Source organism: Methylibium sp., from assembly GCF_035762065.1.
In the GTDB taxonomy this organism is placed as follows: Bacteria; Pseudomonadota; Gammaproteobacteria; order Burkholderiales; family Burkholderiaceae_C; genus Methylibium.
Window position 1 is genome coordinate 1 of sequence record NZ_DASTPW010000003.1, and the last position, 26602, is coordinate 26602.

Consider the following 26602-nt stretch of genomic DNA (forward strand, 5'->3'; position numbering starts at 1 on the left):
CGGCGTTCGCGGTGATGCAGGCCCTGCCGCGCATCGTCGAGCAGTCGCCCTCCGAAGGGCTGTTCACCGAAAGCCTGATGGCCGCGGTCGCGTCGAACACGCCCGAGGCACAGGCGCGGCTGCGCGCGTTCCTCGAAGGCAAGGCGGCCAAGGTCGTCAAGGGCTCATGAGCGCGGCACGCTACCGGCCCCCGCATGGAGGACGCGCGCGCGCGCTTCGGCCTGCCGGCGAGCTCGCCGCGGCCGACGTGGTCGCTTCGTCCGAAGTGCGCGGCTTCTTCCAGGCGCTGCTGGACGCGCTCGGCGCGGCCGGCACCGGCGGCGCGACGCGGCCGGCGCGGCTGCTCGTGCTCGCGGAGCCGCAGGCTCCGGGCACGTCGCTGCCACCGAAAAACGAGCCGCCCTCCTGAGCCACGGCGCCTGCGGCTTCGGCGCGGCGCCCCGCGCGGATCAGCGCAGGACGTCGAGCAGGCGATCGAGCCCGCCGGCCTCGATGCTGACCATCGCCTGCTCGCGCACCGCCGGCTTCGCGTGGTAGGCCACGCTGAGGCCGGCCGCGCCCATCATCGGCAGGTCGTTCGCGCCGTCGCCGACCGCGATCGCCTGGCCCGGCGCGATGCCGAGTTGCTCGCAGGTCGCAAGCAGCATGCGGCGCTTCTCGGCGCCGTCGCAGATGTCGCCCCAGGGCTGATCGACGAGCCGGCCGTTCAGCACCTCGCCTTCGATGCCGAGAACGTTGCTGCGGGTGTAGTCGAGGCCCAGGCGCTCGCGCAAGCGATCGGTGAAGAAGCTGAAGCCGCCGGAGACGAGCAGCGTCTTCAGGCCGGCGGCTTGGCAGGCGCGCACCAGCGTCTCGGCCCCCGGGTTGAGGTGCAGGCGGCGTTCGTAGACCTCGTGCAGCGCCGCGACCGGCACGCCTTCCAGCAGCGCGACCCGCGCGCGCAGGCTGGCCTTGTAGTCGGCGATCTCTCCGCGCATGGCCGCCTCGGTGATCGCCGCGACCTCGGCCTTGCGGCCCGCGGCATCGGCGATCTCGTCGACGCACTCGATGTCGATCAACGTCGAGTCCATGTCGAAGGCGACGAGCCTGAAGTCGGCAAGCGCGAGCGGCGGCGTGAAGCCGCGGATCACCAGGCCGGGCGGCGGTGGGAGGGTCATGGTGGCTTTCCGTCTAGGCCGCTTCGACGGCCTTCGGCGCGCCGAGCAGCTTCAGCACCTCGCGCACCGCCTGCGCCCGGTCCTTCGGATCGCTCAGCGCCTTCTCGATGCGCAGCTTGTCGTTGCCCGCGAGCTTGATGTGGCGGTTCTTCTGCACCAGCTCGATGATGCGCAGCGCGTCGATCGGCGCGTTCGGCCGGAAGCCGATCGCGATGGCCTGCGGCCCGGCGTCGATCTTGGCGACGCCGTAGGCCCGGGCCTGCACGCGCAGCCGGTGCAGGTCGAACAGGGTCTGCGCCTGCGCAGGCAGCTTGCCGAAGCGGTCGACGATCTCCTCGAGCATCGCGTCGATGCGCTCGGGCTTGTCGGCGGTGGCGAGGCGCTTGTAGAGCGACAGGCGAACGTGCACGTCGCCGCAGTAGGCGTCCGGTAGCAGCGCCGGCGCGTGGAGGTTGACTTCGATGCCCGCGGCGGTCGGGTTGAGCAGGTCGGCCACGTCGGCGCTGCGCCCGGCCTTGAGCTCGCGCACCGCGGTCGCGAGCATCTCGTTGTAGAGCTGGAAGCCGACTTCCATCATGTTGCCGCTCTGGTGTTCGCCGAGGACCTCGCCGGCGCCGCGGATCTCGAGGTCGTGCATCGCGAGGTAGAAGCCGCTGCCGAGCTCCTCCATCTGCTGGATCGCCTCGAGCCGCTGCGCGGCCTGCTTGCTCAGGCCCTCGACGTCCGGCACTAGCAGGTAGGCATAGGCCTGGTGGTGCGAGCGGCCGACCCGACCGCGCAGCTGGTGCAGCTGCGCGAGGCCGAACTTGTCTGCGCGGCTCATCACGATGGTGTTGGCGGTCGGCACGTCGATGCCGGTCTCGATGATGGTCGAGCACAGAAGGACGTTGTGCTTCTGCGCGACGAACTCGCGCATCACGCGCTCCAGCTCGCGCTCGGGCATCTGGCCGTGCGCGATCGCGATGCGCGCTTCCGGCACCAGCTCTTCGAGCGCGCGGCGGCGGTTCTCGATCGTCTCGACCTCGTTGTGCAGGAAGTACACCTGCCCGCCGCGCTTCAGCTCGCGCAGCACCGCCTCGCGGATCGTGCCCTTGCTCTCGCTGCGCACGAAGGTCTTGATCGCCAGGCGGCGTTGCGGCGCGGTCGCGATCACGCTCAGGTCGCGCAGGCCTTCCAAGGCCATGCCCAGGGTTCTGGGGATCGGCGTCGCGGTCAGCGTGAGCACGTCCACTTCCGCGCGCAGGGCCTTCATCGCCTCCTTGTGGCGCACGCCGAAGCGGTGTTCCTCGTCGATGATCAAGAGCCCCAGGTTCTTGAACTTGGTGTCCTGGCTCAGCAGCTTGTGCGTGCCGACGACGATGTCGATCGTGCCGTCGGCCAGCCCCGCGAGCGCGGCCTTGATCTCCTTGGCGGAGCGGAAGCGGCTCATCTCCGCGACCTTGACCGGCCACTTCGCGAAGCGGTCGGCGAGGTTCTGGTGATGCTGCTCGGCCAGCAGCGTGGTGGGCGCGAGCAGCGCCACCTGCTTGCCGCCGGTGACGGCCACGAAAGCCGCGCGCAAGGCCACCTCGGTCTTGCCGAAGCCGACGTCGCCGCAGACGAGCCGGTCCATCGGCTTCGGCGAGATCAGGTCCTGGATCACCGCATGGATCGCGGCGCGCTGGTCCGGCGTTTCCTCGAAGCCGAAGCTCGCCGCGAAGGCCTCGTAGTCCTGCGGCTGGAAGCGGAATGCGTGGCCTTCGCGCGCAGCGCGGCGGGCATAGAGGTTCAGCAGCTCGGCCGCGGTGTCGCGCACCTGCTCGGCGGCCTTGCGCTTGGCCTTCTCCCACTGGCCCGAGCCCAGCCGGTGCAGCGGCGCTTCGTCCGGGCTCACGCCGGTGTAGCGGCTGATCAGCTGGAGCTGCGAGACCGGGACGTACAGCGTCGCCTTGTCCGCGTACTCGAGGTGCAGGAACTCGGTGTCGCCGTCACCGAGGTCGATGTGGATCAGGCCGACGTAGCGCCCGATGCCGTGGTTCGCATGCACCACCGGATCGCCGAGCTTCAGCTCGGACAGGTCCTTGATCAGCGCATCGACGTCGCTCGTCGCCTCCTGCTTGCGGCGGCGGCGCACGGTGGGCGCGGCGTCGAACAGCTCGGTCTCGGTGACGAACTGCAGGTCGGCTTCGGTCCAGAAGAAGCCGGCCGCGAGCGGTGCGACGGCGATCGCGTAGCGGTGGCCGCTGGTCTCGAACGCGGCGAGCGACTCCACCGCCGGCGGCTCCAGCTGGTGGTCACGCAGCAGCTCGAGCAGGCTCTCGCGCCGACCTTCGCTTTCGGCGACGAGCAGCACGCGGTGCGCGTTCGCGCCGAGGTGCTGCTCCAGCTTGCGCAGCGGATCGGGTGTGTTGCGCTCGACCGCGAGCTCGGGCAGCGTCTGGGCCCATCCGGCCGGCTCGCTGCCGCGCAGCGCCAGCTGCGCATGCTCGTTGCACTTGGCGAAGAAGGCTTCGGGTGGCAGGTAGATTTCGGCCGGCGCGAGGATCGGCCGCTCCGGATCGTGCTGCAGGAAGCGATGGCGCTCGCGCGTTTCGGTCCAGAACTTCTGCAGCGCCGCATCGACCTCGCCGTGCAGCACGAGCCGGGCTTCCGCGCCGAGGTAGTCGAAGACGGTGGCCGTCTGCTCGAAGAACAGCGGCAGGTAGAACTCGATGCCCGGCGACGCGAGGCCGGCGCCGATGTCCTTGTAGACGCGCGAGCGGCTCGGATCGCCCTCGATCCTTTCGCGCCAGCGCGCACGGAAGGCGCTGCGCGCGGCCTCGTCCATCGGGAACTCGCGGCCCGGCAGCAGCCGCACCTCGGGCACCGGGTAGAGGCTGCGCTGCGAGTCGGGATCGAAGGTGCGGATCGAGTCGACCTCGTCGTCGAACAGGTCGACACGGTAGGGCACCGTCGAGCCCATCGGGAACAGGTCGATCAGCCCGCCGCGCACCGCGTATTCGCCGGGCGAGACGACCTGGCTCACGTGCGTGTAGCCGGCGAGCGTCAGCTGGGCCTTCAGCGCGGCTTCGTCGAGCTTCTGCTTCTGCTTGAAGTGGAAGGTGTAAGCGGCGAGGAAGGAGGTGGGCGCGAGCCGCACCAGCGCCGTCGTCGCCGGCAGCAGCACCACGTCGAGATCGCGGCTCTTCGGTGCCTGGAGGATGCGCCACAGCGTCGCGAGCCGCTCCGAGATCAGGTCCTGGTGCGGCGAGAAGCTGTCGTACGGCAGCGTCTCCCAATCAGGGAACACCGCGCAGCGCAGGCCCGGCGCGAAGAACGCGAGCTCTTCGGGCAACCGCTGCGCGTCGGCCGGATCGGCCACCACGATCGCGGTGACGCGGCCCGCCTCGGCCTCGCGTTGCGCGAAGCGTGCGAGCAGCAGCGCATCGGCCGAACCCGGCGGGCGGGGAAGCTGGAAGCGATGGCCGGTCGAGAGCGCGGGAAGCTGCATGAACGTGGGCGCAGAAAGCAGATCGCCCCGCCGCGAACCGGGCGGGGCGATGCATGACGCGAATTCTAGAATCCGCGTCCGATGGCCCACGATGACGCTCACGACGACGGTTCATCGGCATCCGCGCGCTGCTACGGGCTCGTACCCTGTGCCGGCGTCGGTGAACGCGCGGCGACCGGCGGTCCGAAGCAGTACGCCGCGATCGCGGGGCGCTCGGTGGTGGCGCACACGCTCGCGACCCTGTCGCGGGTGAAGCGGATCGAGGCGACGCTCGTCGTGCTGGCGCCGGAGGACGACGCGTTCGAGCGGCACGCGCGGGCCGCCTGGGTCGCGCGGCGCGGCGGCGCGAGCCGCGCGCAGACGGTGCGCAACGGCCTGAGCGAACTCGCCAAGCGCGGCGTGAACGACGGCGACTGGGTGCTCGTGCACGACGCGGCGCGCTGCCTCGTGCGTGCCGACGACATCGATCGCCTGATCGACGCGTGCATCGACGACGCGGTCGGCGGCCTGCTCGCCTTGCCGGTGGCCGACACGCTCAAGCGTGCCGCTGCCGAAGGCGCGTCGCCGCGCGTCGTGTCCACCATCGACCGCCGGGACGCCTGGCAGGCGCAGACGCCGCAGATGTTCCGCCTGGGCCTGCTGCGCCGTGCGCTCGACGCGGTCGGCGCGTCGGCCACCGACGAAGCGAGCGCCGTCGAAGCGCTCGGCCTCGCGCCGCAGCTCGTGCCGGGCCGTATCGACAACTTCAAGCTCACTTGGCCCGAGGACTTCGCGCTGGCCGAGCGGCTGCTCAGGAGCCCTGCATGAACACGAGCTTGCGCATCGGCGAAGGCTGGGACACGCACGCGCTGGTCACCGGCCGCAAGCTGATCCTCGGCGGCGTCGAGATCGCGCACACGCACGGCCTCCTCGGCCATTCGGACGCCGACGCGCTGCTGCACGCGATCACCGATGCGCTCCTCGGCGCCGCCGCGCTCGGCGACATCGGCCGCCACTTCCCCGACACCGACGAGCGCTTCCGCGGCGCCGACTCCCGCGCGCTGCTCGCCGAGGCGATGCAGCGCGTGCGCGCAGCCGGCTGGCAGCTCGGCAACCTCGACGCGACCATCGTCGCGCAGGCGCCGAAGATGGCGCCGCACATCCCGGCGATGGTGGGCAACATCGCGGCCTGCCTCGGCTGCGCCGAGTCGCAGGTCAACGTGAAGGCGAAGACGGCCGAGAAGATGGGGCCGGTCGGGCGCGGCGAATCGATCGAGGCGAGGGCGGTGGTGCTGCTGGTGCCGGCCGACGCCGGCAGCTAGGCGCGCCTCACGGCGCCCGCTTCAAGCGGATGTGCGCCACCAGCCCGCCGTCGGCGGCGTTCGCCAGCTCGAAGCTGCCGCCCATGCGCACCACCGTCTTCTCGACGATCGCGAGGCCGAGCCCCGCGCCCTGCGCCGAGGTGCGCGCCGCATCGCCGCGGAAGAAGGGCGTCGTGAGCTGCGCGAGCTTTTCGGGCGCGACGCCCTGGCCGTGGTCGCGCACGCTGATGATCACCCAGGGCCCGGTGCGCGCGTAGCTGACCACCACCTTCGCGATGCCGGTGTCGATGCTGCGGCCGTAGCGGCGCGCGTTCTCGAACAGGTTGCCGATCACGCGGCCGAGCTCGGTGTCGTCGGCCATCACGCGCGTGTCGATCGCGACGCGGCTCTGGATGCGGATCTGGCTCGGGTCGCGGAAGGCCGCGATCTCGCGGTCGATCAGGCTGGAGAGGTGCACCGGCACCAGCTTCACCTCGCCGGGCCGCGCGTAGTCCATGAACTTGTCGATGATCGCGTCGAGCTGGTCGATGTCGGCGGCCATGTTGCGCTTGGCCTCCTCGTCGACGACGCTCATCTCGGTTTCGAGCCGCATGCGCGCCAGCGGCGTGCGCAGGTCGTGGCTGATGCCGGCGAGCATCACCGCGCGGTCTTCCTCCACCTTCGCGAGTTCGCGCGCCATGCGGTTGAAGCCCATGTTGACCTCGCGGATCTCGCTGGTCATCGTCTGCTCGTCGAGCTGCGACTCGTATTCGCCGTCCCGGATGCGGCTCGCCGCGAACGAGAGCTGCTTCAGCGGCCGGTTGATGAGCCCGGCAATCAGCGCCGAGCCGACCAGCGTGGCCAGCAGGCCGATGCCGATCCAGATGAAGTAGGTGCTGCCGGCGACCGCCTCGACCCGCTTCGGGTCGGCCTGCAGCCAATAGAGATCGCTTTCGATGTTGAAGCCGACCCACAGCCCCGGCACGCCGTTGACGCTGTTGGCGACGATGGTGTCCGGCCCGAGCCGCGAACGCAGCGCCTGGCCGACCGCGCGGCTGAAGCGATCGACCTCGAAGGGCTCGAACTTGTCGCGCGGCTCGCGCGGCACGACCTTCACCGACTCCTGGTCGGTCATCGTCTTGACCAGCATCACGCGGTTGATCGCGTCGGCGTAGCGCATCGCCGCGCGCGACAGGTTCACCAGGCTCGCGATCTGCTGCGCCGACTGCACCGCGCGCGGCTCGAATTCGAGCCAGCGGAAGGTCTGCACCCAGGCGAAGATGCCGCCGCCGAGCAGCAGCGCGAGGAGAAAGAAGGTGCGCCAGAAGAGGCTCATCGCCAGACGTGGGAGCCAGGTCATCGGCCCGGGGCGGGCGCGCGAGGAAATCGAGAGCGAGGCGCGCGGCGTGCGCGAGCTGCTGCGACGCTCGGCGTGCGGCGCCGGCGCGCGCGCGCCAGCGGGCGGGCGCGGGTCGGTGCGCTCGGCCGCGGCGGGGTAGCGCTCGCGGCTGCGCCGTTGGGCTTCAGGCTGCGCCATCCGGCACGAACACGTAGCCGACGCCCCAGACCGTCTGGATGTAGCGCGGCTGCGATGGGTCGGGTTCGATCATCTTGCGCAGCCGGCTGATCTGCACGTCGAGGCTGCGGTCGAAGGGCTCGAATTCGCGGCCGCGCGCGAGCTGCGCGAGCTTGTCGCGCGAGAGTGGCTGGCGCGGGTGACGCACCAGCGCCTTGAGCATCGAGAACTCGCCGGTGGTCAGCGAGATCTGCTCGCCGTTCTTCAGCAGTCGACGCAGCGCGAGGTCGAACTCGAAGGGCCCGAAGCTCACGGTCTGCGGTTCCTTCGCGGGCGCGCCGGGCGCTTCCAGCGTCGGGCGGCGTCGCAGCACCGCATGGATGCGCGCGAGCAGTTCGCGCGGGTTGAAGGGCTTGGGCAAATAGTCGTCGGCGCCGACCTCGAGGCCGACGATGCGGTCCACGTCCTCGACCTTCGCGGTGAGCATGATGATCGGCGTGGTGTCGTTGTTCGCGCGCAGCCGGCGGCAGATCGACAGGCCGTCTTCGCCCGGCAGCATCAGGTCGAGCACGATCAGGTCGATGGTGTCGCGCGTCATCACGCGGTTCAGCGCCTTCGAGTCCTCGGCCAGCAGCACCTCGAAGCCTTCCTGCGTGAGGTAACGGCGCAGCAGATCGCGGATGCGCGCATCGTCGTCGACGACCACGATGCGGTCGGGCCGCTGGTTGGTCGAGCTGGCATTCATGGCATCTCCGGCATTTGTAACAACGGCATTGTGCTCAGCGGTGCCCGGCCGAATCGGGCCGCCTTGCCCGCTGTTACACATCTTGCGCCTGGGGTCGCGGGCCGCCTATGAGGGCCATCCACGAGGGCCGTGCGACATTCGCGGCCCGTCAATCGCCCCCGGAGCTCCGCGATGCATCGCAGCCTGCGCCACCGCACGATCACGCTCCTGTTCGGCACGCTCGCGAGCGCGTTGCCGGCGGCCCACGCGGCCGACGCCGCGCCACGCGAAAGCCTCGTCTCGTTCTCGACGACGGCCCAGGTCGAGGTGACGATGGACCAGCTTGCGATCAGCCTGCAGGCGGTGAAGGAAGGCCAGGACGCGGCGACGGTGCAGGCGCAGCTGAAGCAGGCGCTCGATGCGGCGCTCGCCGAAGCGAAGAAGACAGCAGCGCCCGGTGCGATGGAGGTGCGCAGCGGCAGCTTCTCGCTGCATCCGCGCTACGCGAAGGAGGGCCGCATCGGCGGCTGGCAGGGCCAGGCCGAACTGGTGCTCGAAGGCAAGGACATGCAGCGCGTGGCGGCTGCGGCCGGGCGGCTCGGCGCCGCGCCGGTCGGCATGGCGGTCACCAGCGTGGCGTACGCGATCTCGCGCGAGCTGGCCGAGAAGCACGAGGCCGAAGTGAGCGCGCAGGCGATCCAGAAGTACCGCGCGAAGGCCGAGGCCCATGCCAGGCAATTCGGCTTCGCGAGTTGGCAGTTGCGCGAGGTCTCGGTGCAGGCGGCCGAGCAGGGCGGCCGCCCGCGCGTGCCGATGCCTTATGCGAAGTCGGCCATCGCGATGTCGAGCGATGCGCCGGTGCCGGTGGAGGCCGGCAAGGGCGTGATCGCGGCGACCGTCAGCGGCAGCGTCGCGTTGACGAAGTAGGGCGCATCACTGCGCCGTCCAGCCGCCGTCCACCGCCCAGGCCTGGCCGGTCACGTTCGCGCCGGCCTCCGAACAGAGGAACACCGCCAGTTCGCCCAGCTGCTGCGGCGTCGTGAAGCGCAGCGACGGCTGCTTCTCGCCGAGCAGCTCGCGTTCGGCCTGTGCGACCGCGGTGCCTTCGCGCGCCGCGCGGTCGTCGATCTGCCTTTGCACCAGCGGCGTCAGCACCCAACCCGGGCAGATCGCGTTCACCGTGACGCCGCTTGTTGCCGCTTCGAGCGCGACGGCTTTCGTCATGCCGACCAGCCCGTGCTTGGCGGCCACGTAGGCGCTCTTGCCTGCCGAGGCGACGAGCCCGTGCGCCGAGGCGATGTTCACGATGCGGCCCCAGCCCTTCTTGCGCAGCCCCGGCATCGCGAGCCGGGTGGTGTGGAAGGCCGAGCTCAGGTTGATCGCGAGGATCGCGTCCCACTTCGCGACAGGAAAGTCCTCGACGTTCGCGACGTGCTGGATGCCGGCGTTGTTGACCAGCACGTCGACGCCGCCGAATTCGCTCGCGGCATAGGCCATCAGCGCCTCGATCTCGGCCGGCTTGCTCATGTCGGCGCCGTGGTGGCCGACGCGGATGCCGTGTGCGCGGCCGGCTTCCCGAACCTGAGCGATGGGCCCTTCGCTGTCGCCGAAGCCGTTGAGCACCAGGTTCGCGCCTTCGCGCGCGAGCACTTGCGCGATGCCCAGCCCGATGCCGCTGGTCGAGCCGGTGACGAGGGCGGTCTTGTTCTTCAACACGGTGGGTTCTCCTTCGCTTGGTTAGGATCGATCGACGCTTGGAGCCATGATGAACGAACCCCGCCAGTCCAGCATCCTGTGTGCCGACGCGCAGGGCCTGCACCGCATGGCCTACGTCGAATGGGGCGCGGCCGACAACCCGAACGTCGTCGTCTGCGTGCACGGCCTGACGCGCCAGGGCCGCGACTTCGACAGCCTCGCGCAAGCGCTCGCCGCCGACTTCCGCGTGGTGTGCCCCGACGTCGTCGGCCGCGGCCGGTCCGACTGGCTCGCCGACCCGACCGGCTACCAGGTACCCACCTACGTGGCGGATCTCGTCACGCTGATCGCGGCGCTCGGCCTTGACCCGCGAACGCCCCAGGTCGACTGGGTCGGCACGTCGATGGGCGGCATCGTCGGGCTCGCGCTCGCGTCGATGCGCGACGGTCGCGGCCATTCGCTGGTGCGCCGGCTGGTGTTGAACGACGTCGGCCCCGCGATCACTGCCGATTCGGTGCAGCGCATCGGCAACTACCTGGGTCAACCGAAGCGCTTCGCCAGCGAGCAGGAGGCGGCCGACTACTTCTGGAGCATCTCGCAAGGCTTCGGGCCGCACACGCCGAAGCAGTGGCTCGCGCTCAGCAGGCCGCAGATCAAGCGCGACGGTGCCGAATGGATCTCGCGCTACGACCCGGGCATCGCGCTGCCCTTCAAGGCCGCGAATGCGGCCACCGCCCGGATCGGCGAGGCACTGCTCTGGCAGCGCTACGACTCGCTCACCTGTCCGACGCTCGTGCTGCGCGGCGCCGAGTCCGACCTGCTCACCCGCGAGACCGCCGAGGCGATGACACAGCGCGGGCCGAAGGCGAAGCTGGTGGAGATCGCCGGCGTCGGCCATGCGCCGACCTTCGTCGCGCCGGACCAGATCGCCGTCGTCCGGGAGTTCCTGAAACCGTCATGAAGACCGCCTGGGGCCAGTCCGAGCGAGCGGCGCCCCTCGAAGCAAGCGGGGCCGAGGCGCCGGCGATCGTCGAGCTGTTCGGCAGCGTCGACGAGCACCAGGCTGCGGCGAACCCGGAGCCCGAAGGGGTGCTCGGGCGCGCCCGCGCCTTCGCGACGCCGCTGCTCGAGGGCGAGCGCATGGCCAGCGGCGAGCCGGTGCTCGCGCATGCCGAGGGCGTCGCGGCGATCCTGGCGGCCATCGGCGCGGCGCCGTCGATGCGCGCGGCGGCCTTCCTCGTGCACGCGGCCGACGTGCTGGCCAAGCCGGAGGAGGCGATCGCCAAGGGCTGGGGCGAGCACTACGCGAGCCTGGTCGCGCACACGCGCCGGCTGGTCCAGGCACAGCGCACCGCGCGCGCCGCGCTCGAACACGGACATGGCGCCACCGACGCCGCCCGGCACGCCGCGCAGACCGAGCGCGTGCGCAAGATGCTGCTGGCGTTCTCGCGCGACCTGCGCGTGGTGCTGCTGCTGCTCGCGTCGCGCCTGGAGACGCTGCGCTGGCATGCGCGCAGCAAGCGGCCGTGCCCGCCGGCGTTGGCGCACGAGTCGCTGCAGGTGTTCGCGCCGCTCGCCAACCGGCTCGGCATCTGGCCGATCAAGTGGGAGCTGGAAGACCTCGCGTTCCGCTTCACGCGGCCGGACGATTACTCGCGCATCGCGCGGTTGCTGGACGAGCGGCGCGTCGAGCGCGAAGCCGGCGTCGAGGCCGCGCGCGAACGGCTCGAGCGCGCGCTGCGCGACGCCGGCATCGCGGCCGGCGTCAAGGGACGGCCGAAGCACCTCTACAGCATCTGGAAGAAGATGCAGGGCAAGCAGCTCGGCTTCGAGCGCGTGCTCGATCTGCAGGCGCTGCGGGTCATCGTCACTGACGTGCCGGACTGCTATGCCGCGCTGGCCTGCGTGCACGGGCTGTGGCGCGCGCTGCCGGAGGAGTTCGACGACTACATCGCCAGACCCAAGGCCAACGGCTACCGCTCGCTGCACACCGTGGTGCTCGACGACGCGCAAGCCGCCGACGGCGCGCGGCCGCGGCCGCTCGAAGTGCAGATCCGCACTGCGGCCATGCACGAGCACGCCGAAAGTGGCGTCGCGGCGCACTGGGCCTACAAGGAGGCCGGTGCATCCGGCGCGGCGCGCGACGACGCGCTGGTCGCGCAGGCCCGCAAGGCGGTGCTGCAGCAGCTGCTCGCGTGGGAGCACGAACTCGCCCAGGGCAGCGGCGACGAAGCGGCGCCGTCGCGCCTGCGCGACGTGGCGAGCGAGCGCGTCTATGTCTTCACGCCGCAGGCGGAGATCGTCGAGCTGAGCGCCGGCGCGACGCCGGTCGACTTCGCCTACGCGGTGCACACCAGCCTCGGGCATCGCTGCCGCGGCGCGCGCGTCGACGGCGCGCTGGTGCCGCTGAACACCGTGCTCGCGAGCGGGCAGACGGTCGAGATCACGACGGTGCGCGAAGGCGGGCCGTCGCTCGACTGGCTGAACCCCGAGCTCGCGATCCTCGGCAGCGCGCGCAGCAGGGCCAAGGTGCGCGCCTGGTTCAACGCGCTCGCGCAGCAGCAGACCGTCGCGCGCGGCCGCGACGCGGTCGAGAAGCTGCTGCAGCGCGAAGGCCGCACGGCCGTGAAGCTCGACGACCTCGCGTCGCAGCTCGGCTTCCGTGGGGCCGACGCGCTGTTCGAAGTGGTCGGCAAGGACGAGTTTTCGCTGCGCAACATCGAGAACCTGCTGCGCCCTGCCGAGCCGTTGCCCGATGCCGACGAAGCGATCGCGCAGCGGCTGACCAAGTCGGACACCGCGAGCCGGGAGGGGAAGGGCGGCGTGCTGGTCGTCGGCATCGATTCGCTGCTGACCGCGCTGGCGCGCTGCTGCCGGCCGGCGCCGCCCGACGCGATCGGCGGCTACGTCACCCGCGGCAAGGGTGTCGCGGTGCACCGCGCCGACTGCAGCAACTTCCGCGAGATGGTGAGCCGGCATGCGGAGCGGCGCATCCCGGTCGCGTGGTCGGCCGCGCGCGAAGCAAAGCCGCAGCTCTACCCGATCGACCTCGCGATCGAAGCCGACGACCGCCAGGGGCTGCTGCGCGACATCACCGAGCTGTTCGCGAAGGCGCAGGTCAACGTGACCGCGATGCGCACGCGCAGCCTGCGCGGCATCGCGTCGATGACCTTCACCGTCGAGGTGGCCGACACGAGCCGTCTCGCGTCGGTGCTTGCACAGGCCGCACGCGTGGCCGGCGTGCGCAGCGCGCGCCGGCGCTGAGGAGCGTGGATCGCGCGCCTCCGGCTGCTACACTGCCGCCCTCTTTTCAGGCGCGTAGCTCAGCTGGTTAGAGCACCACCTTGACATGGTGGGGGTCGTTGGTTCGAGTCCAATCGCGCCTACCAACATCGTTCGACGCAGCAGGGGCTTGGCATACCGCCAGGCCCCTTTTGCCTTGGCGTCTCCACTTTTCAGGGGAGCGGCCGGCACGGCCCGCGACGCGGTCGCAACGATGCGCAAGACGCGATTAAGCGCGTTCGGCTTCACTGCGCAGGCGCCGATCCGGCGCGTGCGTGGTTGGAGGTTGCCGTGAGCCCGAGACGCCTGCTTGTTCGCCCCGTTGATCCGGTGCTGCCGGTCGCCGCGTCGAGGCATGCCTCGGTCGCCTGCGACGATGCGCCGGTGATGGCGCGGCTCGTGACGCCATGAGCTGCGAAGCCGCGCGCGCCTTGCCGCGTTCCCGGCGCGCTGCCCGCGGGTCGAGCCGGCTGTGGCTCGGCTACGTCTTCGCCGTCTTCAACTTCGCGCGGGTGTTCGCCTACATGCCGACGCTGTGGGCCATCGCGGTCAGCGGCGACTCGTCGCAGCATTCGCTGATCACCTGGTTCATCTGGTTCGGCGCGAACCTGAGCATGGCCGGCTGGCTCTACGAACGCGAGGGGCGGATCGATCGCGCGGTGATCGTCAACCTCGGCAACGCCGCGATGTGCCTGGCCGGCCTGGTGCTGATCGGGTGGTACCGCCTCTAGTCACCGCGCGGCCGCGGTGACTCAGTCGCACCGCTTGCGCAGCCAGTCGGGGATCACCACCGACTTCATCGCCTCGCCGGGCGGCTTGACGCACAAGGCGCGCGTCTCGCGGCCTTCGCACAGCAGATCCTCGCCGCGCCGGATGCGATGGTCGACGACGAAGACCTTGCGCCGCCATTCGGCGACGCTCGTGTGCACTTCGAGGCGGTCGCCGTCGGTGGCGGGCTTGAGAAAACGCGTGTGGATCTCCAGCAGCGGCCCGCCGACGCAGTGCGGGATCTCTTCCAGCGCATGCCAAGGCGGCAGGCCGCAGGCACGGAAGAAGTGGTGGGTCGCCGCGTCCATCCAGCGCGAGAAGTTCGGGAAGAACACGATGCCGGCCGGATCGCAGTCGCCGAACGAAACATGGACCGGGTAGACGACCGTGCGGCTCATGCCGAAGCTGCCTTCTGCGCGCCGAGGTAGGTCTCGATCACCCGCGGATCGGTCGCGAGGTCGCGCGCCGGACCCTGCAGCACCTGATCGCCGGTCTCGAGCACGTGGCCGTGGTCGGCGACCTCGAGCGCCGCGCGCGCGTTCTGCTCGACCAGGAGGATCGTCACGCCGCTCGCGCGCAGCTGCGCGAGCGTCGCGAAGATGTCGCGCACCACCAGCGGCGCAAGGCCGAGGCTGGGCTCGTCGAGCATCAACAGCTTGGGCTGCGCCATCAATGCGCGGCCCAGCGCGAGCATCTGCCGCTCGCCACCGGACAGCGTGCCGGCCTGCTGCGCCCGGCGCTCCTTCAGGCGCGGGAACAGCGCGAAGACGCGCTCGAGGCCGTCGCGCCAGCCGGCGCGCTTGAGCTTCAGCGGTCGCCAGCCGCCCAGGATCAGGTTGTCCTCGACGCTCATCGTGCCGAACAGCTCGCGCTTTTCCGGCACCAGCGCGAGGCCGGCCATCACGCGCTCTTCCAGCGTGAGGCGAGCGAGGTCGATGCCGTCGAAGCGGATCGAGCCGCGCATCGGCGCGATCAGGCCCATCAGCGTGCCGAGCAGCGTCGACTTGCCGGCGCCGTTCGGGCCGATCACGGTGACGACGCTGCCGGCGGCGGCGTCGAGCGAAATGCCGCGCAGCACCTCGGCCTTGCCGTAGCCGGCGTGCAGGCCGACGACTTCGAGCAAGGCGGCCTTCGTCGGCCCCCTACCGCCTGCGGCCGGTCCCCCCGAGGGGGAACTCGTGCTCCGAAAAACCTCGCTGCTCATCAGTGCTCCGTCCCGAGATAGGCGGCGCGCACCTTCGGGCTCGCCTGCACCTCGGCCGGCGTACCTTCCATCAGCCGCGTGCCGAACTCCATCACGACGATGCGGTCGGTCAGCTGCATCACGAAGTCCATGTCGTGCTCGACGAGCAGCAGCGACAGGCCCTCGGCGCGCAACTGCCGCAGCACATCGGCGAGCGCGGCCTTCTCCTTGTGGCGCAGGCCGGCGGCGGGCTCGTCGAGCAGCAGCAGCGACGGGTCGCTCGCCAGCGCACGCGCGATCTCGACGAGGCGCTGCGGCCCGAGCGCGAGGTTGCCGGCGAGCTCGTCGCGGTGCTCCGCCAGCCCGATGCGCGCGAGCTGGCGCTCGGCCTCGGCCAGCGCGCGCCGCTCCTCGGCGCGATCGAGCCGCAGCATCGCGCGCAGGCTGCCCGCATGCGTGCGAAGGTAGGTGCCGAGCGCGACGTTCTCCAGCACCGTCATGTCGGGCACCAGCTTCACGTGCTGGAAGGTGCGCGACAGCCCGCGGCGCGCGATCTCGCGCGAGGGCAGGCCGTCGATGCGCTCGCCGCGCAGCTCGACCTCGCCGGCCGACAGCGGCAGCACGCCGGAGACGAGGTTGAAGGTGGTCGACTTGCCGGCGCCGTTGGGCCCGATCAGGCCGACGATCTCGCCGGCGCGGATCGAGAAGCTCACGTCGTTGACCGCCGCGAGTCCGCCGAAGCGCTTGTGCAGGCCGCGGCATTCGAGCAGCTTGTCGCCGCCCTTCGGATGGCTGCGCGCCTCGAGCGGCGGCGCGTGGGCGTCCACCGTCGCGCGGCGCTTCCTCGGCAGCCATCGCTCGATCGCCGGCCACAGGCCTTGCGGCGCGAACTTGAGCGCGAGCACGAGCACGATGCCGAAGACGATGATCTCGTAGTTGCCAGAGGTGCCGACCAGCCGCGGCAGCCAGGCCTGCAGTTGATCCTCGGCCAGCTTCACCACCGCCGCGCCGGTGAATGCGCCCCAGACGCTGCCGACGCCGCCGAGCACCGCCATGAACAGGTACTCGATGCCGAACTTGATGCCGAACGGCGAGGGGTTGACGCTGCGCTGCATGTGCGCGAACAGCCAGCCCGAGACGGACGCGAGCAGCGCCGCGACGACGAACATCACCATCTTGTAGCGGAAGGTCGAGGCGCCCATTGCCTCGGGCATCGTGGTGCCGCCGCCGCGGTTGCCGTTGAGCGCGCGCATCACGCGGCCCGGCCGCGAATCGAGCAGGTGCGTCACCGCCACCGCGCCGCACAACGCCGCGATCCAGATCAGCCAGTAGATGCGCCGCTCGCTCTGGAAGCTGAGCTCGCCGATGCGCACCGGCGGCAGACCGAGCAGGCCGTCGTACCTGCCGAGCATGTCGAGCCCGCCCATCGTGTAGTACAGCGCGAGGCTCCAGGCGATGGTCGCGAGCGGCAGGTAGTGGCCCGACATCCGCAGCGTGAGCCAGCCGATCACCAGCGAGGCGACGAGCGTGAGCGACAGCCCGAGAGCGAGTCCGAGCCACGGCGACAGGCCGTGCTTCGACGCGAGCCACGCGCTCGCGTAGGCGCCGAGCCCCGCGAAGGCCGCTTGGCCGAACGAGGTGAGGCCGCCGACGCCGGTCAGCAGCACCAGCCCGAGCGCGACCAGCGAGAACAGCCCGATGTAATTGAGCTGCGTGATCCAGAAGTCGGGCACCGGAAGCAGCGGCAGCGCCGCGATCAGCACCGCGAACGCGAAGAAGCCGAGACGGCGGCGATCCACGTTCAGTGTTCCTCGTGGTGCGGATCGACGAGCGAGCGCCACAGCAGCACCGGCAGGATCGAGGTGAAGACGATCGCCTCCTTGAAGGCGCTGGCCCAGAACGAGCCGAAGGACTCGATCAAGCCGACGCCGATCGCGCCGACCAGCGCGAGCGGAAAGCTCGTGAGCCCGGCGAACACCGCGGCGATGAAGCCTTTGAGGCCGATGAGGAAGCCGGTGTCGTAGTAGACGGTGGTGCTCGGGCCGATCAGCAGGCCCGACAGCGCACCGATGAAGGCGGCCATCGTGAAGCTCTGCGAGCCGGCCTTGTCGGTCGCGATGCCCATCAGCCGCGCGCCGATGCGGTTGACCGAGGTCGCGCGCAGCGCCTTGCCGGTGAGGGTGCGCTCGAAGAACAACGCGAGGGCGGCGATCAGCGCCGCGGCGGCCGCGAAGATGATCACCGTCTGCCCGCTCAGCGTGAGCGGCCCGAGCGAGAAGCGCGCATCCCAGAAGCTCGGGTTGCGGAAGCCCTCGGCGCCGAAGAACAGCAGGCCCAGGCCGCTCAGCGCGAAATGCACGCCGACCGAGACGATCAGCAGCACCAGCACGCTTGCATCGGCCAGCGAACGGTAGGCGAGCCGGTAGACCAGCGGTCCCATCGTCGTGACCACCGCGAGCGTCAGCAGCACCTGCACCAGCATGTTCGGCTTCGTGCGCGCCAGCGCCAGGGTGATCAGCGCGGCGGCGAGCGGCGCTGCCAGCGTGCTTGCCGCATGCCGGGCCCAGCGCGCGAGTGGCCAGCGTTCGCGCACCGCCTGCACCGCGTCGAGCAGCGCCACCGCCGCGCACATCAGCAGCACCAGCCACACGGTGCCCGGCACCGCGCCCATCTGCAGCAGCGCGAGCGTCAGCGCGCCGTACGCGACGAACTCGCCCTGCGGGACGAAGATGATCCGCGTGACCGCGAACACCAGCACCAGCGCGATCGCGACCAGCGCATAGATCGCGCCCGAGGTGACGCCGTCGAGCCCGAGGATGGCGGCGATCGATAAGTCCATGGTGTCTCGATGAAGAGGCCGTGTGTTTCGCCAGCAGCCGCCGCGGATCCGGCTTGGCCGGGCCGCCAGCGGCGCCCCCTCGAGGGGGAGCGGCGAAGCCGCAACGGGGGTGGGCTAGTTTTCCAGCTTCCAGTCGCCGTTGACGACTTTCATCACCACGCCGGTGTCGGGCACGAAGCCCCAGTGGTCGGTTGCGGCGTAGTCGATCACGCCGTGGGTGATCGGCATCGCCGGCAGGGCTTCGAGCGCGTCGCGCAGGGCGGCGCGGAATTCGCTCGTGCCGGGCTTGCCCTTCTGCAGCGCGATCGGGATCGCCTTGTCGAGCAGCAGCGAAGCGTCGTAGGCGTGCGCCGCGAACTGGTTGCGCAGCCCCGCGCCCTGGATCGCCTCGTAGGCCGCGTTGAACTTCACGCCGAGCGCCTTGCTGGGGTGGTTGTCGGGCAGCTGCTCGGCGACGACCACCGGGCCCGAGGTGACGAAGGTGCCCTCGACCGCCTTGCCGCCGACGCGCATCAGGTCCTTCGTCGCGGCCGCGTGCGTCTGGTAGTACTTGCCCTTGTAGCCACGCTCGACGAGCGCGAGCTGCGGCATCGCCGCGCCGGATCCGGAGGCGACGATCACCATCGCGTCGGGGTTGGCCGAAGCGAGCTTGAGTGCCTGCGCGGTGACGTTGGTGTCGGTGCGCGCGAAGCGCTCCTCGGCGAGCAGCTTGATCCCGGCTTTCTCGAAGCGCGGCTTCAGCTCGCCGAGCCACTGCTCGCCGTAGGCGTCGGTGTAGCCGATGAAGCCGGCGCTCTTGACGCCGTTCTTCTGCATGTGCGCGACCATCGCGTTGGCCATCACGCCGGTGCTCTGCGGCAGGCGGAAGCTCCAGGTGTCCTTGCCCGGCGGCAGCCCGATCGGCGACATCGCGAGCTGCGCCGTCTTCGATTCGGCCGCCACGTCGGCCATCGCGATGCCCACCGGCGTGACCGCCGAGCCGACGATCACGTCGACCTTGTCCTCGCTGACCAGCCGGCGCGTGTTCTGCACGCCCTTGGTCGGGTCGCTCGCGTCGTCGAGCGTGATGACCTTGATCTTTTCGCCGCCGAGCATCGCCGGCCACATCTTCACGCCGTTGTTCGTCGGAATGCCGAGGCCGGAGCCCGGGCCGGTGAGCGGCAGCGAGACGCCGATGGTGACGTCGGCGAACGCCGCGCAGGGCAGGGCGGCGATCGCGGCCGCGGCGGCGGTCGCGAGCACGGAGCTCAGGAAGGCTTTCATCGAAGGTCTCCTCGTCGAAGGGAAGGTCGGCTGGCGGAACTCAAGGGCGGATGACGCGCGCGTCGGCGGCACCGGCGTCGAGCGCGGCATGCAGCGCCTCGACCTCTGCGGCGCGCCGCGCCAGCACCAGGCGCTGGTTGACGTAGCCCTTGTCGGTGATCTCGCCGGCCGCCACGCTCGGCGCGTCGCCCAGCAGGAGCACGGCGGCCGGCGTCTGCGACGAGCCGCCGCCTTCGGCCTGCAGCCGGCGCAGGCCGGCGCGCAGCTGTTCGTGCAGCGTGTCGGTGGGCAGGTTGCGCGCGGCTTCGGTGGGGAAGACCAGCGCGCCGATCGACGCGCGATCGTGGCCGGTGATCACCACGTCCTGCGCGTGCGGCGCGAGCGCGGCGACGGTGCGCAGCCGCAGCGTGCCGACGCTGACCCAGGTGCCGCTGCTCAACTTGAAGTCCTCGGCGACGCGGCCGTCGAAGACGATGCCGCTGGTCGCGTCGGCGTCGTCGAGCAGCCGCCCCGCGTCGCCGATGCGGTAGTGGCCGTCTTCGTCGAAGGCCTCGCGCGTCGCGGCCTCGTTGCCGCGGTAGCCGGGGAAGACGTGATCGCCCTTGACGCGCATCTCGAGCTTGCCCGCGTTCGGCACGAACTTGACCTCGACGCCCGGCATCGGCAGGCCGATGACGCCGGCGCGATCGAGCTTCCAGTGCGCCGCGGTGCAGGCCGGCGAGGTTTCGGTGCTTCCCCAGGAGGTGGTCATCCACAGCGGCGTGTCGCGCACCCGCGCCGCGAGCGCCTCGAGCCGCTGCCAGGTCGGCGCCGACATGCTCGCGCCCGCGTAGAACAGCATCGTCAGGCGGCCCAGGAAGCGGCGCGCGAGCGCTTCGTCGGCTTCGAGCGCGGGGAGCAGCGCGTCGTAGCCGCGCGGTACGTTGAAGTAGATCGTCGGCTGAAGCTCGCGCAGGTGGGCCACGGTCTTGTCGATCAGCCCCGGCATCGGCCGGCCGTCGTCGATGTAGAGCGTGCCGCCGTAGCACAGCACCATGTTGACGTTGTGGTTCGCGCCGAAGGTGTGGCTCCAGGGCAGCCAGTCGAGCAGCACCGGCTTCTCGTGCGCGAGGAAGCGGTAGGTCTGGCCCATCATCTGCTGGTTCGCGCACAGCATCCGGTGGGTGTTGATCACGACCTTCGGCGTGCCGGTCGAGCCGCTCGTCAGCAGGTACTTCGCATGCGTGTCGGGCGTGATCGCGGCGAAGGCCTGCGTCACCGCGGGCGTCTCGGGCGCAGCCGCGAGCTGCTCGAAATCGATCGCGCCGGGATGCGCAGCCGCGCCGCGGCTGAAGGCGATCACCGGCACTTCGCGGCCCCGCAGGGCCGGGCCGTAGGCGGCCGCATCGGACGCATAGACGAGGGCCGGCGCGAGCTGATCGAGGATGCGTTGGATGCGCGTGAAGTCCGTGCCGGCCAGGCGGCAGTAGGCGCTGGAGACGGTGCACACCGCCCGGCCGACGTGCATGCCGGCGAGCAGCAGCACGAGGTGGTCGAGGCTGTTGTCCGACAGCACGACGATCGGGCGGCCCGCCGGCAGCGATCGGTCGAGCAGCCCTTGCGCGACGCGGCCGACGCGCTTGCGCAGCGCGCGCCAGCCCAGCGTGTGCCAGCCACCGCCGGCCGCGGGCTCGGCGAAGGCCGGAGCCTCGGGCGTCTCGCGCGCCCAGCGCTCCAGCCAGTCGCCGACGCAACGCGCATACGGCTGCAGCGGCTCGGGCGAGCGCAGCACGAAGCCGCCGCCAGGCAGCGCTTCGCGCGCAGTGCGTTGCGGCGCGAGCCAACGCGGATCGTCGAAGAAGTCGTTGCCCGCCATGCGGCCTCCTCGGTTCCCTGCCATACATACACGCCTGTATGTAAGGAGCCGGCGGCGATGCTAGGAGGCTGGCATGGGAACGGCATCGGGGTTTCGCCCGGTGTCCATACAGTGCTGTTTGTCGGCATCGTCGCGCCTTCGGCACCATCCTTCCCATGAGCAGCGCCCCCGACCGGCCCCCGGAACGCAGCGCGCGCAAGCGCGGCGCGCCTGCGTCGGTCGAAGCCGCGCGTGCCTCGCTGACCCGCGAGCGGTGGATCGAGGCGGCCACCGAGGTGCTGGTCGACCAGGGCATCGATCACGTGCGGGTGGACGTGCTTGCGCGGCAGATGGCCGTCACCCGCGGCAGCTTCTACTGGCACTTCAAGGATCGCGAGGAACTGCTCGCCGGCGTGCTTCGCAGCTGGCACGAGAACGCGACCGAGCAACTCACGCTGCGCCTCGACCGCCCGCAGGTCGATGCGCGCGAGCAGCTGCGCGACGTGCTTTCGCTGCCGTTTCGCGGGCGGGCCGCGGCACGCGCCGCGCGCATCGAGTTGGCGATCCGCGCCTGGGCGCGGCGCGACCTGCAGGTGCGCCACGCGGTCGATGCCTCGGATGCCGCGCGCATCGGCTACATCGCGCAGCTCTTCTCGGCGCTGGGCTTCGCGGTGGGCGACGCGCGCGCACGCGCGTTCATGCTCTACAGCTACGTCGTCGGCGAATCGCTGATGGCGACGCAGGGCAGCGCGGCGCAGCGGCGCGATCGCTGCGTGGCCGTCGAGCGGCTGCTGATCGGCGACGCGCCTCGCTGAAGCACGCAACCGCCCTGGTGACTCGGAATTGCAGCGGCGCGCATCATCGGGCGATGAACGTGTTCCGGTTTCGAGGCGCCGCGCGTGTGGCCGGCACCGCGGCACTGGTCGTCGCCATGGCCGGCTGCGCGGCTTACGGCCCCGGCGGCTTGGGCCCGGGCTCGACGGTGGACCAGGCGATCGCGAGCATGGGCCAGCCGACCGGCCGCTACCCGCTTGCCGGCGGCGGCCAGCGGCTCGAATTCGCGCGCGGGCCGATGGGCTTTCATACCTACATGCTCGACTTCGACGCCAACGGCGCGCTGCTGCGCAGCGAACAGGTGTTGACCGAGGGCAACTTTCTCGAGCTGCAGATCGGCATGAGCCGCGACGAAGTGCTGCGCCGCATCGGACACCCGTCGGAGGTCAGCTACCTGTCACGGCAGCAGCACCAGCTCTGGTCCTACCGCTACGAGACGCCGTTTTGCATCTGGTACCAGGTCAGCATCGACGCCAGCGGCAAAGTCGCCGAACTCGGCAACAACGTCGATCCGCGCTGCGAGCGCAACGACCGCGGCTTCGGCTGGATGGGCCGATGAGCCCGGCGCCCGTCACGCTGCACGGCATCGCCAACTGCGACAGCGTCAAGAAGGCGCGGGCCTGGCTGGACGGGCAGGGCGTCGCCTACCGTTTCCACGATTTCAAGAAGCAGGGCGTCAGCCCCGAAATGCTCGTGCGATGGGCTGCGCGGGTCGGTTGGGAGCCGCTGTTGAACCGCCGCGGTACGACCTGGCGTCAACTGGCATCCGACGAGCAGCAGCGTGTCGTCGACGCCGCAAGCGCATTCGCGCTGATGCAGGCGCAACCCAGCCTGATCAAACGCCCGGTGATCGAAGCCGGCGATGCCGTGCTCGTCGGCTTCGATCCCATGCAGTACGCGGCGCTCACCGCGCCGCGTTGACTTCGCTACCGCGGCGCTTACCGCGCCGCGTCACCGCGGCGCTTACCGCGCCGCGTCGAGCCCAGCCGCTTCAGCGACGCACCGGCACGCCACCCGCGGGCGCCACCGCCACCGACTCGAGCCGGCGCAGCACCTGCCTGCGTCCCAGCATCGCGCCGAAGATGGAGGCGAGCAGCGCGACAACCATCGCGGCCAGCGTGCTCCACATCGTCGCGCTCGCATAAGGCTGCGCGCGTTCGGCGGCGCGACCCACGCGCTCGGCAGCTGCGCTGCTCAGGCGGTCGACGCCCTCGCGTGCAGCCTGCGCCGCGCGCTGCGGATCGTCGCCGGCGGCTTCGACCTGCTGGCGGATCTCGCCCACCATCGAGCTTGCCTCCGCCTGCGACTTGCCGGTGACCGCGGCGACGAGCTGCACGGTCTTCGGATTGTCGAGCCGCTGGACGATCTGCTGCGGGTCGCCGCTGGCGATCGAGCTGAGGTCGGTGCTGCCGGCCGCGCTGGCCGCCGTCTGCGTCACGCCGCGCAATGCGCCGAAGCTGGCGCCGGTGGCCATGCTCAGGCCGGTGCCGGCAAGGTAGATCAACGCCAGCACCGCCAGCACCCAGACCAGCGCGCCTTCGACCAGGCCGGTCGCGCGGTCGTGGATCGCGCCGGCACGCGTGGCGACCATGCCGCCGATGAACAGCGCGATCAGCAGCGTCAGGCCACTCCAGATTGCTGCGCCCATGCCGAGGCTGCGGCCGTTGTCCTCGCCGGGGCCGACCTCGGCGGTCGTGATGCCGACCGCGAGGCCGAGCGTGCTGAGCAGCAGCACCACGCCGATCGCGACGAGGAAGCCGCTCCAAACGCCGCCCCACGCAACGCGCAGGCCTCGGTCGGTGGTGGTGGAGGTCGTGGCGATGACCGCCGGGTCGTAGATCTCTGATTGCAATGCCATGACGCGCTCCTTGGTTGGGTTGAAGCCTGACGGCGCTTCTCTCCCTGGCAGGCAACCGCCGTTCCCATGGCGTGGCGAGGCCGACGCCGGCATGGCCACAACGAAAAACGCCGCCCGGGGGCGGCGTTCCTGCACACGCGTCAACCTCAGGCGGCGAGCAGCTGGCGCAGCACGAACGGCAGGATGCCGCCGTGCTTGTAGTAGTCGACCTCGATCGGCGTGTCGATGCGCAGCGTCAGCTTGGTCCGCGTCGTCCGGCCCGAAGGCGTGGTGACGACGAGTTCGGCGTCCGACTGCGGCTTCATTGCCGGATCGACGATCACGTCGACCGTCTCGTCTCCCTTCAAACCCAGTGAAGTCCAGGACTCGCCAGCCTTGAACTGCAAGGGCAGCACGCCCATGCCCACCAGGTTGCTGCGGTGGATGCGCTCGAAGCTCTGCGCGACGACGGCCTTCACGCCGAGCAGCTGCGTTCCCTTGGCGGCCCAGTCGCGCGAAGAACCGGTGCCGTACTCCTCGCCGCCGAAGATCACGGTCGGCACGCCGGCGGCGATGTACTTCATCGCGGCGTCGTAGATCGGGAGCTTCTGACCCTTGGCCTCGCCCTCGGCTTGATAGATCGTGTAGCCGCCTTCCTCGCGCGAACCGTCGTCCTTGGCGGGCAGCATCAGGTTCTTGATGCGCACGTTGGCGAAGGTGCCGCGCATCATCACTTCGTGATTGCCGCGGCGCGAGCCGTAGCTGTTGAAGTCGGCCTTCATCACGCCGTGCTCGAGCAGGTACTTGCCGGCAGGCGTGGTGTCCTTGAACGAGCCGGCCGGCGAGATGTGGTCGGTGGTGATCGAGTCCCCGAACAGGCCCATGATCTTCGCGCCCTTGACGCCGACATCGGACGCTTGCGGCTGCATGGAGAAGCCGGCGAAGAACGGCGGCTCGGCGATGTAGGTGCTCTTCGGCCACGTGTAGACGTTGCCCTTGACGCCCTTGATCCTTTCCCAGAGCTTGCCCGGGTCGTTCTTGACCTTGTCGTAGTTCTTCTTGAAGGCCTTGCCGTCCATCGCGTGCTTCATCAGCGCGTGGATCTCGTCGCTGGTGGGCCAGATGTCGCCGAGGTAGATTTCGCGCCCCTTCTTGCCGAGGCCGACGGGCTCGGTCATCAGATCGCGCGTCACGTTGCCCGCGATCGCGTAGGCGACGACCAGGGGCGGCGACGCGAGGAAGTTCGCCTTCAGGTTCGGATGGATGCGCGCCTCGAAATTGCGGTTGCCCGAGAGCACCGCGGCGCACACCAGATCGTTCTTGGTGATGACCTCGTTGATCTCGGGCGTTAGGTCCCCAGCGTTCCCGATGCAGGTGGTGCAGCCGTAGGCTGCGACGCTGAAGCCGAGCTTCTCCAGGTAGGGCAGGAGGCCGGCCTTCTCGAGGTAGTCGGTGACGATGCGCGAGCCGGGGGCGAGCGACGTCTTGACGTGCTTCTTCACCGTTAGGCCGGCCTCGACCGCCTTCTTCGCGAGCAGGCCGGCCGCCAGCAGCACGCCAGGGTTGCTGGTGTTGGTGCAAGAGGTGATCGCGGCGATCAGCACGTCGCCGTTCCTGATCTCGATGCCGTCGGCGGTGACGAAACGCTGGTTCAGTTTCGCGGCCGGCTGGTTGAAGCCGTTGTCGGCGGCGGGCTTGCTGAACAGCGAGCCGAACTGCGTCTTGACCTTGCCGAGCTCGATGCGGTCCTGCGGGCGCTTCGGGCCCGAAAGGCTCGGTGCGACCGTGCTTAGGTCGAGCTTCACGACCGAGCTGTAGTCGATCTCGCCGGCGAGCGGCACGCCGAACAGGCCCTGCGCCTTGAAGTAGGCCTCGAAGGCTTCGATCTCGTCTTGCGTGCGGCCAGTGCCTTCGAAGTAGTCGATGGTCTTGCCGTCGACCGGGAAGAAGCCCATCGTCGCGCCGTACTCGGGCGCCATGTTCGCGATCGTCGCGCGGTCGGGCAGCGCCAGCGTCTTCGTGCCTTCGCCGAAGAACTCGACGAACTTGCCGACGACCTTGTGCTTGCGCAGGATCTCGGTGACGGTGAGCACGAGGTCCGTCGCGGTGACGCCTTCGCGCAGCTTGCCGGTGAGCTCGAAGCCGACCACGTCGGGCGTCAGGAAGTACACCGGCTGGCCGAGCATGCCGGCTTCGGCCTCGATGCCGCCGACGCCCCAGCCGACGACGCCGATGCCGTTGATCATCGTCGTGTGGCTGTCGGTGCCGACGAGCGTGTCGGGATAGAAGATGCCGGCCTTCGTCTTGTGCACGCCGCGCGCGAGGTACTCGAGGTTGACCTGATGGACGATGCCGAAGCCCGGGGGCACGACGCCGAAGGTGTCGAAGGCGTCCATGCCCCACTTCATGAACTGGTAGCGCTCCTGGTTGCGCTCGAACTCCAGCTTCATGTTGAGGTCGAGCGCCGCCGGCGTTCCGAAGTGATCGATCATCACCGAGTGGTCGACGACCAGATCGACCGGCACCAGCGGCTCGATCGCCTTCGGGTTCTTGCCCATCTTCGCGGCGACGTTGCGCATTGCGGCCAGGTCGGCGAGCAGGGGCACGCCGGTGAAGTCCTGCAGCACGACACGGGCGACGACGAAGGGGATCTCGTCGGTCCGTTCGGCCGCGGGCTTCCAGTTCGCGAGCTGCTCGACGTGCTCGGGCGTGACCTTCTTGCCGTCGCAGTTGCGCAGCACGCTTTCGAGCACGATGCGCACGGATACCGGCAGGCGCTTCACGCTCGGATAAGTCTTCGCGAGTTCGGGCAACGAGAAGAACTTGCCCTCCTTGCCGGAGGTGGTCTTGAACGACTTGAACGTGCTGGCGAAGGCGTGCGGGCTGGGCATGAGGAACCTCTTGAGGGGCTGGGACGGCGT

Annotated in this window: 23 protein-coding genes and 1 tRNA gene; 11 read left to right on the forward strand and 13 right to left on the reverse strand. The window is 70.2% G+C overall.

What is annotated here, in order from left to right; genetic code table 11:
• Nucleotides 1-166: 166 nt before the first annotated feature.
• Nucleotides 167-409 carry a hypothetical protein gene (locus VFR90_RS01615; RefSeq protein ID WP_326404205.1) on the forward strand — a complete coding sequence of 81 codons (243 nt, stop codon included), beginning with the start codon at nucleotides 167-169 and terminating at the stop codon, nucleotides 407-409.
• 40 nt (nucleotides 410-449) lie between these two features.
• Here VFR90_RS01615 and serB read toward each other — a convergent pair whose 3' ends face one another.
• Together serB and mfd are read right to left on the reverse strand one after the other, a co-directional pair.
• Nucleotides 450-1157, reverse strand: coding sequence for a phosphoserine phosphatase SerB (gene serB, locus VFR90_RS01620; protein WP_326404206.1), 708 nt, complete (start codon nucleotides 1155-1157; stop codon nucleotides 450-452).
• Between the two features lie 13 nt (nucleotides 1158-1170).
• On the reverse strand, nucleotides 1171-4626 hold the full coding sequence (mfd, locus tag VFR90_RS01625; protein ID WP_326404207.1) for a transcription-repair coupling factor: 3456 nt from the start codon (nucleotides 4624-4626) through the stop codon (nucleotides 1171-1173).
• Nucleotides 4627-4707: 81 nt separating this feature from the next.
• Between mfd and ispD the strand changes: the two genes are divergently transcribed.
• Both ispD and ispF read left to right on the forward strand, forming a co-directional pair.
• Nucleotides 4708-5433: a 2-C-methyl-D-erythritol 4-phosphate cytidylyltransferase gene (gene ispD / locus VFR90_RS01630; protein WP_326404208.1), complete on the forward strand. Its 726-nt coding sequence runs from the start codon at nucleotides 4708-4710 to the stop codon at nucleotides 5431-5433.
• Nucleotides 5430-5927: a 2-C-methyl-D-erythritol 2,4-cyclodiphosphate synthase gene (gene ispF / locus VFR90_RS01635; RefSeq protein WP_326404209.1), complete on the forward strand. Its 498-nt coding sequence runs from the start codon at nucleotides 5430-5432 to the stop codon at nucleotides 5925-5927. Before ispD ends, ispF begins: the two co-directional genes overlap by 4 nt.
• A 7-nt stretch (nucleotides 5928-5934) precedes the next feature.
• Here ispF and VFR90_RS01640 read toward each other — a convergent pair whose 3' ends face one another.
• Nucleotides 5935-7242, reverse strand: coding sequence for a sensor histidine kinase family protein (locus VFR90_RS01640; protein ID WP_414676476.1), 1308 nt, complete (start codon nucleotides 7240-7242; stop codon nucleotides 5935-5937).
• Nucleotides 7243-7429: 187 nt separating this feature from the next.
• A complete protein-coding gene (gene ompR, locus VFR90_RS01645; protein ID WP_326404211.1) occupies nucleotides 7430-8167 on the reverse strand; it encodes an osmolarity response regulator transcription factor OmpR in 738 nt (245 codons plus the stop codon).
• 171 nt (nucleotides 8168-8338) lie between these two features.
• On the opposite strand from ompR, the gene VFR90_RS01650 reads away from it, so the two are divergent.
• Nucleotides 8339-9073 (forward strand): SIMPL domain-containing protein, encoded by a 735-nt coding sequence (locus tag VFR90_RS01650; protein WP_326404212.1) that lies wholly within the window; start codon nucleotides 8339-8341, stop codon nucleotides 9071-9073.
• Nucleotides 9074-9079: 6 nt separating this feature from the next.
• Here the strand turns inward: VFR90_RS01650 and VFR90_RS01655 are convergent, their stop codons facing one another.
• Nucleotides 9080-9862, reverse strand: a complete 783-nt coding sequence (locus tag VFR90_RS01655) for a 3-hydroxybutyrate dehydrogenase (protein ID WP_326404213.1) — start codon at nucleotides 9860-9862, stop codon at nucleotides 9080-9082.
• 49 nt (nucleotides 9863-9911) lie between these two features.
• Between VFR90_RS01655 and VFR90_RS01660 the strand changes: the two genes are divergently transcribed.
• From VFR90_RS01660 to VFR90_RS01675, 4 genes are all read left to right on the forward strand, one after another.
• A complete protein-coding gene (locus VFR90_RS01660) occupies nucleotides 9912-10802 on the forward strand; it encodes an alpha/beta fold hydrolase (RefSeq protein WP_326404215.1) in 891 nt (296 codons plus the stop codon).
• Complete coding sequence (locus VFR90_RS01665; protein ID WP_326404216.1) at nucleotides 10799-13105, forward strand: RelA/SpoT family protein; 2307 nt, start codon at nucleotides 10799-10801, stop codon at nucleotides 13103-13105. Before VFR90_RS01660 ends, VFR90_RS01665 begins: the two co-directional genes overlap by 4 nt.
• Nucleotides 13106-13153: 48 nt before the next feature.
• Nucleotides 13154-13230, forward strand: a tRNA-Val gene (locus VFR90_RS01670).
• Between the two features lie 300 nt (nucleotides 13231-13530).
• Nucleotides 13531-13854 (forward strand): hypothetical protein, encoded by a 324-nt coding sequence (locus tag VFR90_RS01675; protein WP_326404217.1) that lies wholly within the window; start codon nucleotides 13531-13533, stop codon nucleotides 13852-13854.
• Nucleotides 13855-13875: 21 nt separating this feature from the next.
• Here the strand turns inward: VFR90_RS01675 and VFR90_RS01680 are convergent, their stop codons facing one another.
• The 6 genes from VFR90_RS01680 to VFR90_RS01705 all read right to left on the reverse strand — a co-directional run bounded on the left by VFR90_RS01680 (nucleotide 13876) and on the right by VFR90_RS01705 (nucleotide 21031).
• Nucleotides 13876-14289, reverse strand: coding sequence for an acyl-CoA thioesterase (locus VFR90_RS01680; protein ID WP_326404219.1), 414 nt, complete (start codon nucleotides 14287-14289; stop codon nucleotides 13876-13878).
• Nucleotides 14286-15014, reverse strand: a complete 729-nt coding sequence (locus VFR90_RS01685) for an ABC transporter ATP-binding protein (RefSeq protein WP_326404220.1) — start codon at nucleotides 15012-15014, stop codon at nucleotides 14286-14288. Before VFR90_RS01685 ends, VFR90_RS01680 begins: the two co-directional genes overlap by 4 nt.
• 80 nt (nucleotides 15015-15094) lie before the next feature.
• Nucleotides 15095-16873 (reverse strand): branched-chain amino acid ABC transporter ATP-binding protein/permease, encoded by a 1779-nt coding sequence (locus VFR90_RS01690; RefSeq protein WP_326404221.1) that lies wholly within the window; start codon nucleotides 16871-16873, stop codon nucleotides 15095-15097.
• 2 nt (nucleotides 16874-16875) lie between these two features.
• Entirely contained in the window at nucleotides 16876-17913 is a 1038-nt protein-coding gene (locus VFR90_RS01695; protein WP_326404222.1) for a branched-chain amino acid ABC transporter permease, read from the reverse strand.
• A gap of 114 nt (nucleotides 17914-18027) precedes the next feature.
• Nucleotides 18028-19176: an ABC transporter substrate-binding protein gene (locus VFR90_RS01700; protein ID WP_326404223.1), complete on the reverse strand. Its 1149-nt coding sequence runs from the start codon at nucleotides 19174-19176 to the stop codon at nucleotides 18028-18030.
• Between the two features lie 40 nt (nucleotides 19177-19216).
• Nucleotides 19217-21031 carry a feruloyl-CoA synthase gene (locus VFR90_RS01705; RefSeq protein WP_326404224.1) on the reverse strand — a complete coding sequence of 605 codons (1815 nt, stop codon included), beginning with the start codon at nucleotides 21029-21031 and terminating at the stop codon, nucleotides 19217-19219.
• A 155-nt stretch (nucleotides 21032-21186) separates the two neighbouring features.
• Here VFR90_RS01705 and VFR90_RS01710 point away from each other — a divergent pair, with 155 nt between their 5' ends.
• Genes VFR90_RS01710 through VFR90_RS01720 form a run of 3 tightly spaced genes read left to right on the forward strand, consistent with a single transcriptional unit; the run spans nucleotide 21187 to nucleotide 22765 of the window.
• Nucleotides 21187-21825, forward strand: coding sequence for a TetR/AcrR family transcriptional regulator (locus VFR90_RS01710; protein ID WP_326404225.1), 639 nt, complete (start codon nucleotides 21187-21189; stop codon nucleotides 21823-21825).
• Nucleotides 21826-21878: 53 nt separating this feature from the next.
• On the forward strand, nucleotides 21879-22403 hold the full coding sequence (locus VFR90_RS01715; RefSeq protein WP_326404226.1) for a hypothetical protein: 525 nt from the start codon (nucleotides 21879-21881) through the stop codon (nucleotides 22401-22403).
• A complete protein-coding gene (locus VFR90_RS01720; RefSeq protein ID WP_326404227.1) occupies nucleotides 22400-22765 on the forward strand; it encodes an ArsC family reductase in 366 nt (121 codons plus the stop codon). The genes VFR90_RS01715 and VFR90_RS01720 overlap by 4 nt, the downstream gene beginning before the upstream one ends.
• Nucleotides 22766-22835: 70 nt before the next feature.
• Here the strand turns inward: VFR90_RS01720 and VFR90_RS01725 are convergent, their stop codons facing one another.
• Nucleotides 22836-23702: a hypothetical protein gene (locus tag VFR90_RS01725; protein WP_326404228.1), complete on the reverse strand. Its 867-nt coding sequence runs from the start codon at nucleotides 23700-23702 to the stop codon at nucleotides 22836-22838.
• A gap of 146 nt (nucleotides 23703-23848) precedes the next feature.
• On the reverse strand, nucleotides 23849-26572 hold the full coding sequence (acnA, locus tag VFR90_RS01730; protein WP_326404230.1) for an aconitate hydratase AcnA: 2724 nt from the start codon (nucleotides 26570-26572) through the stop codon (nucleotides 23849-23851).
• Between the last annotated feature and the right edge of the window lie 30 nt (nucleotides 26573-26602).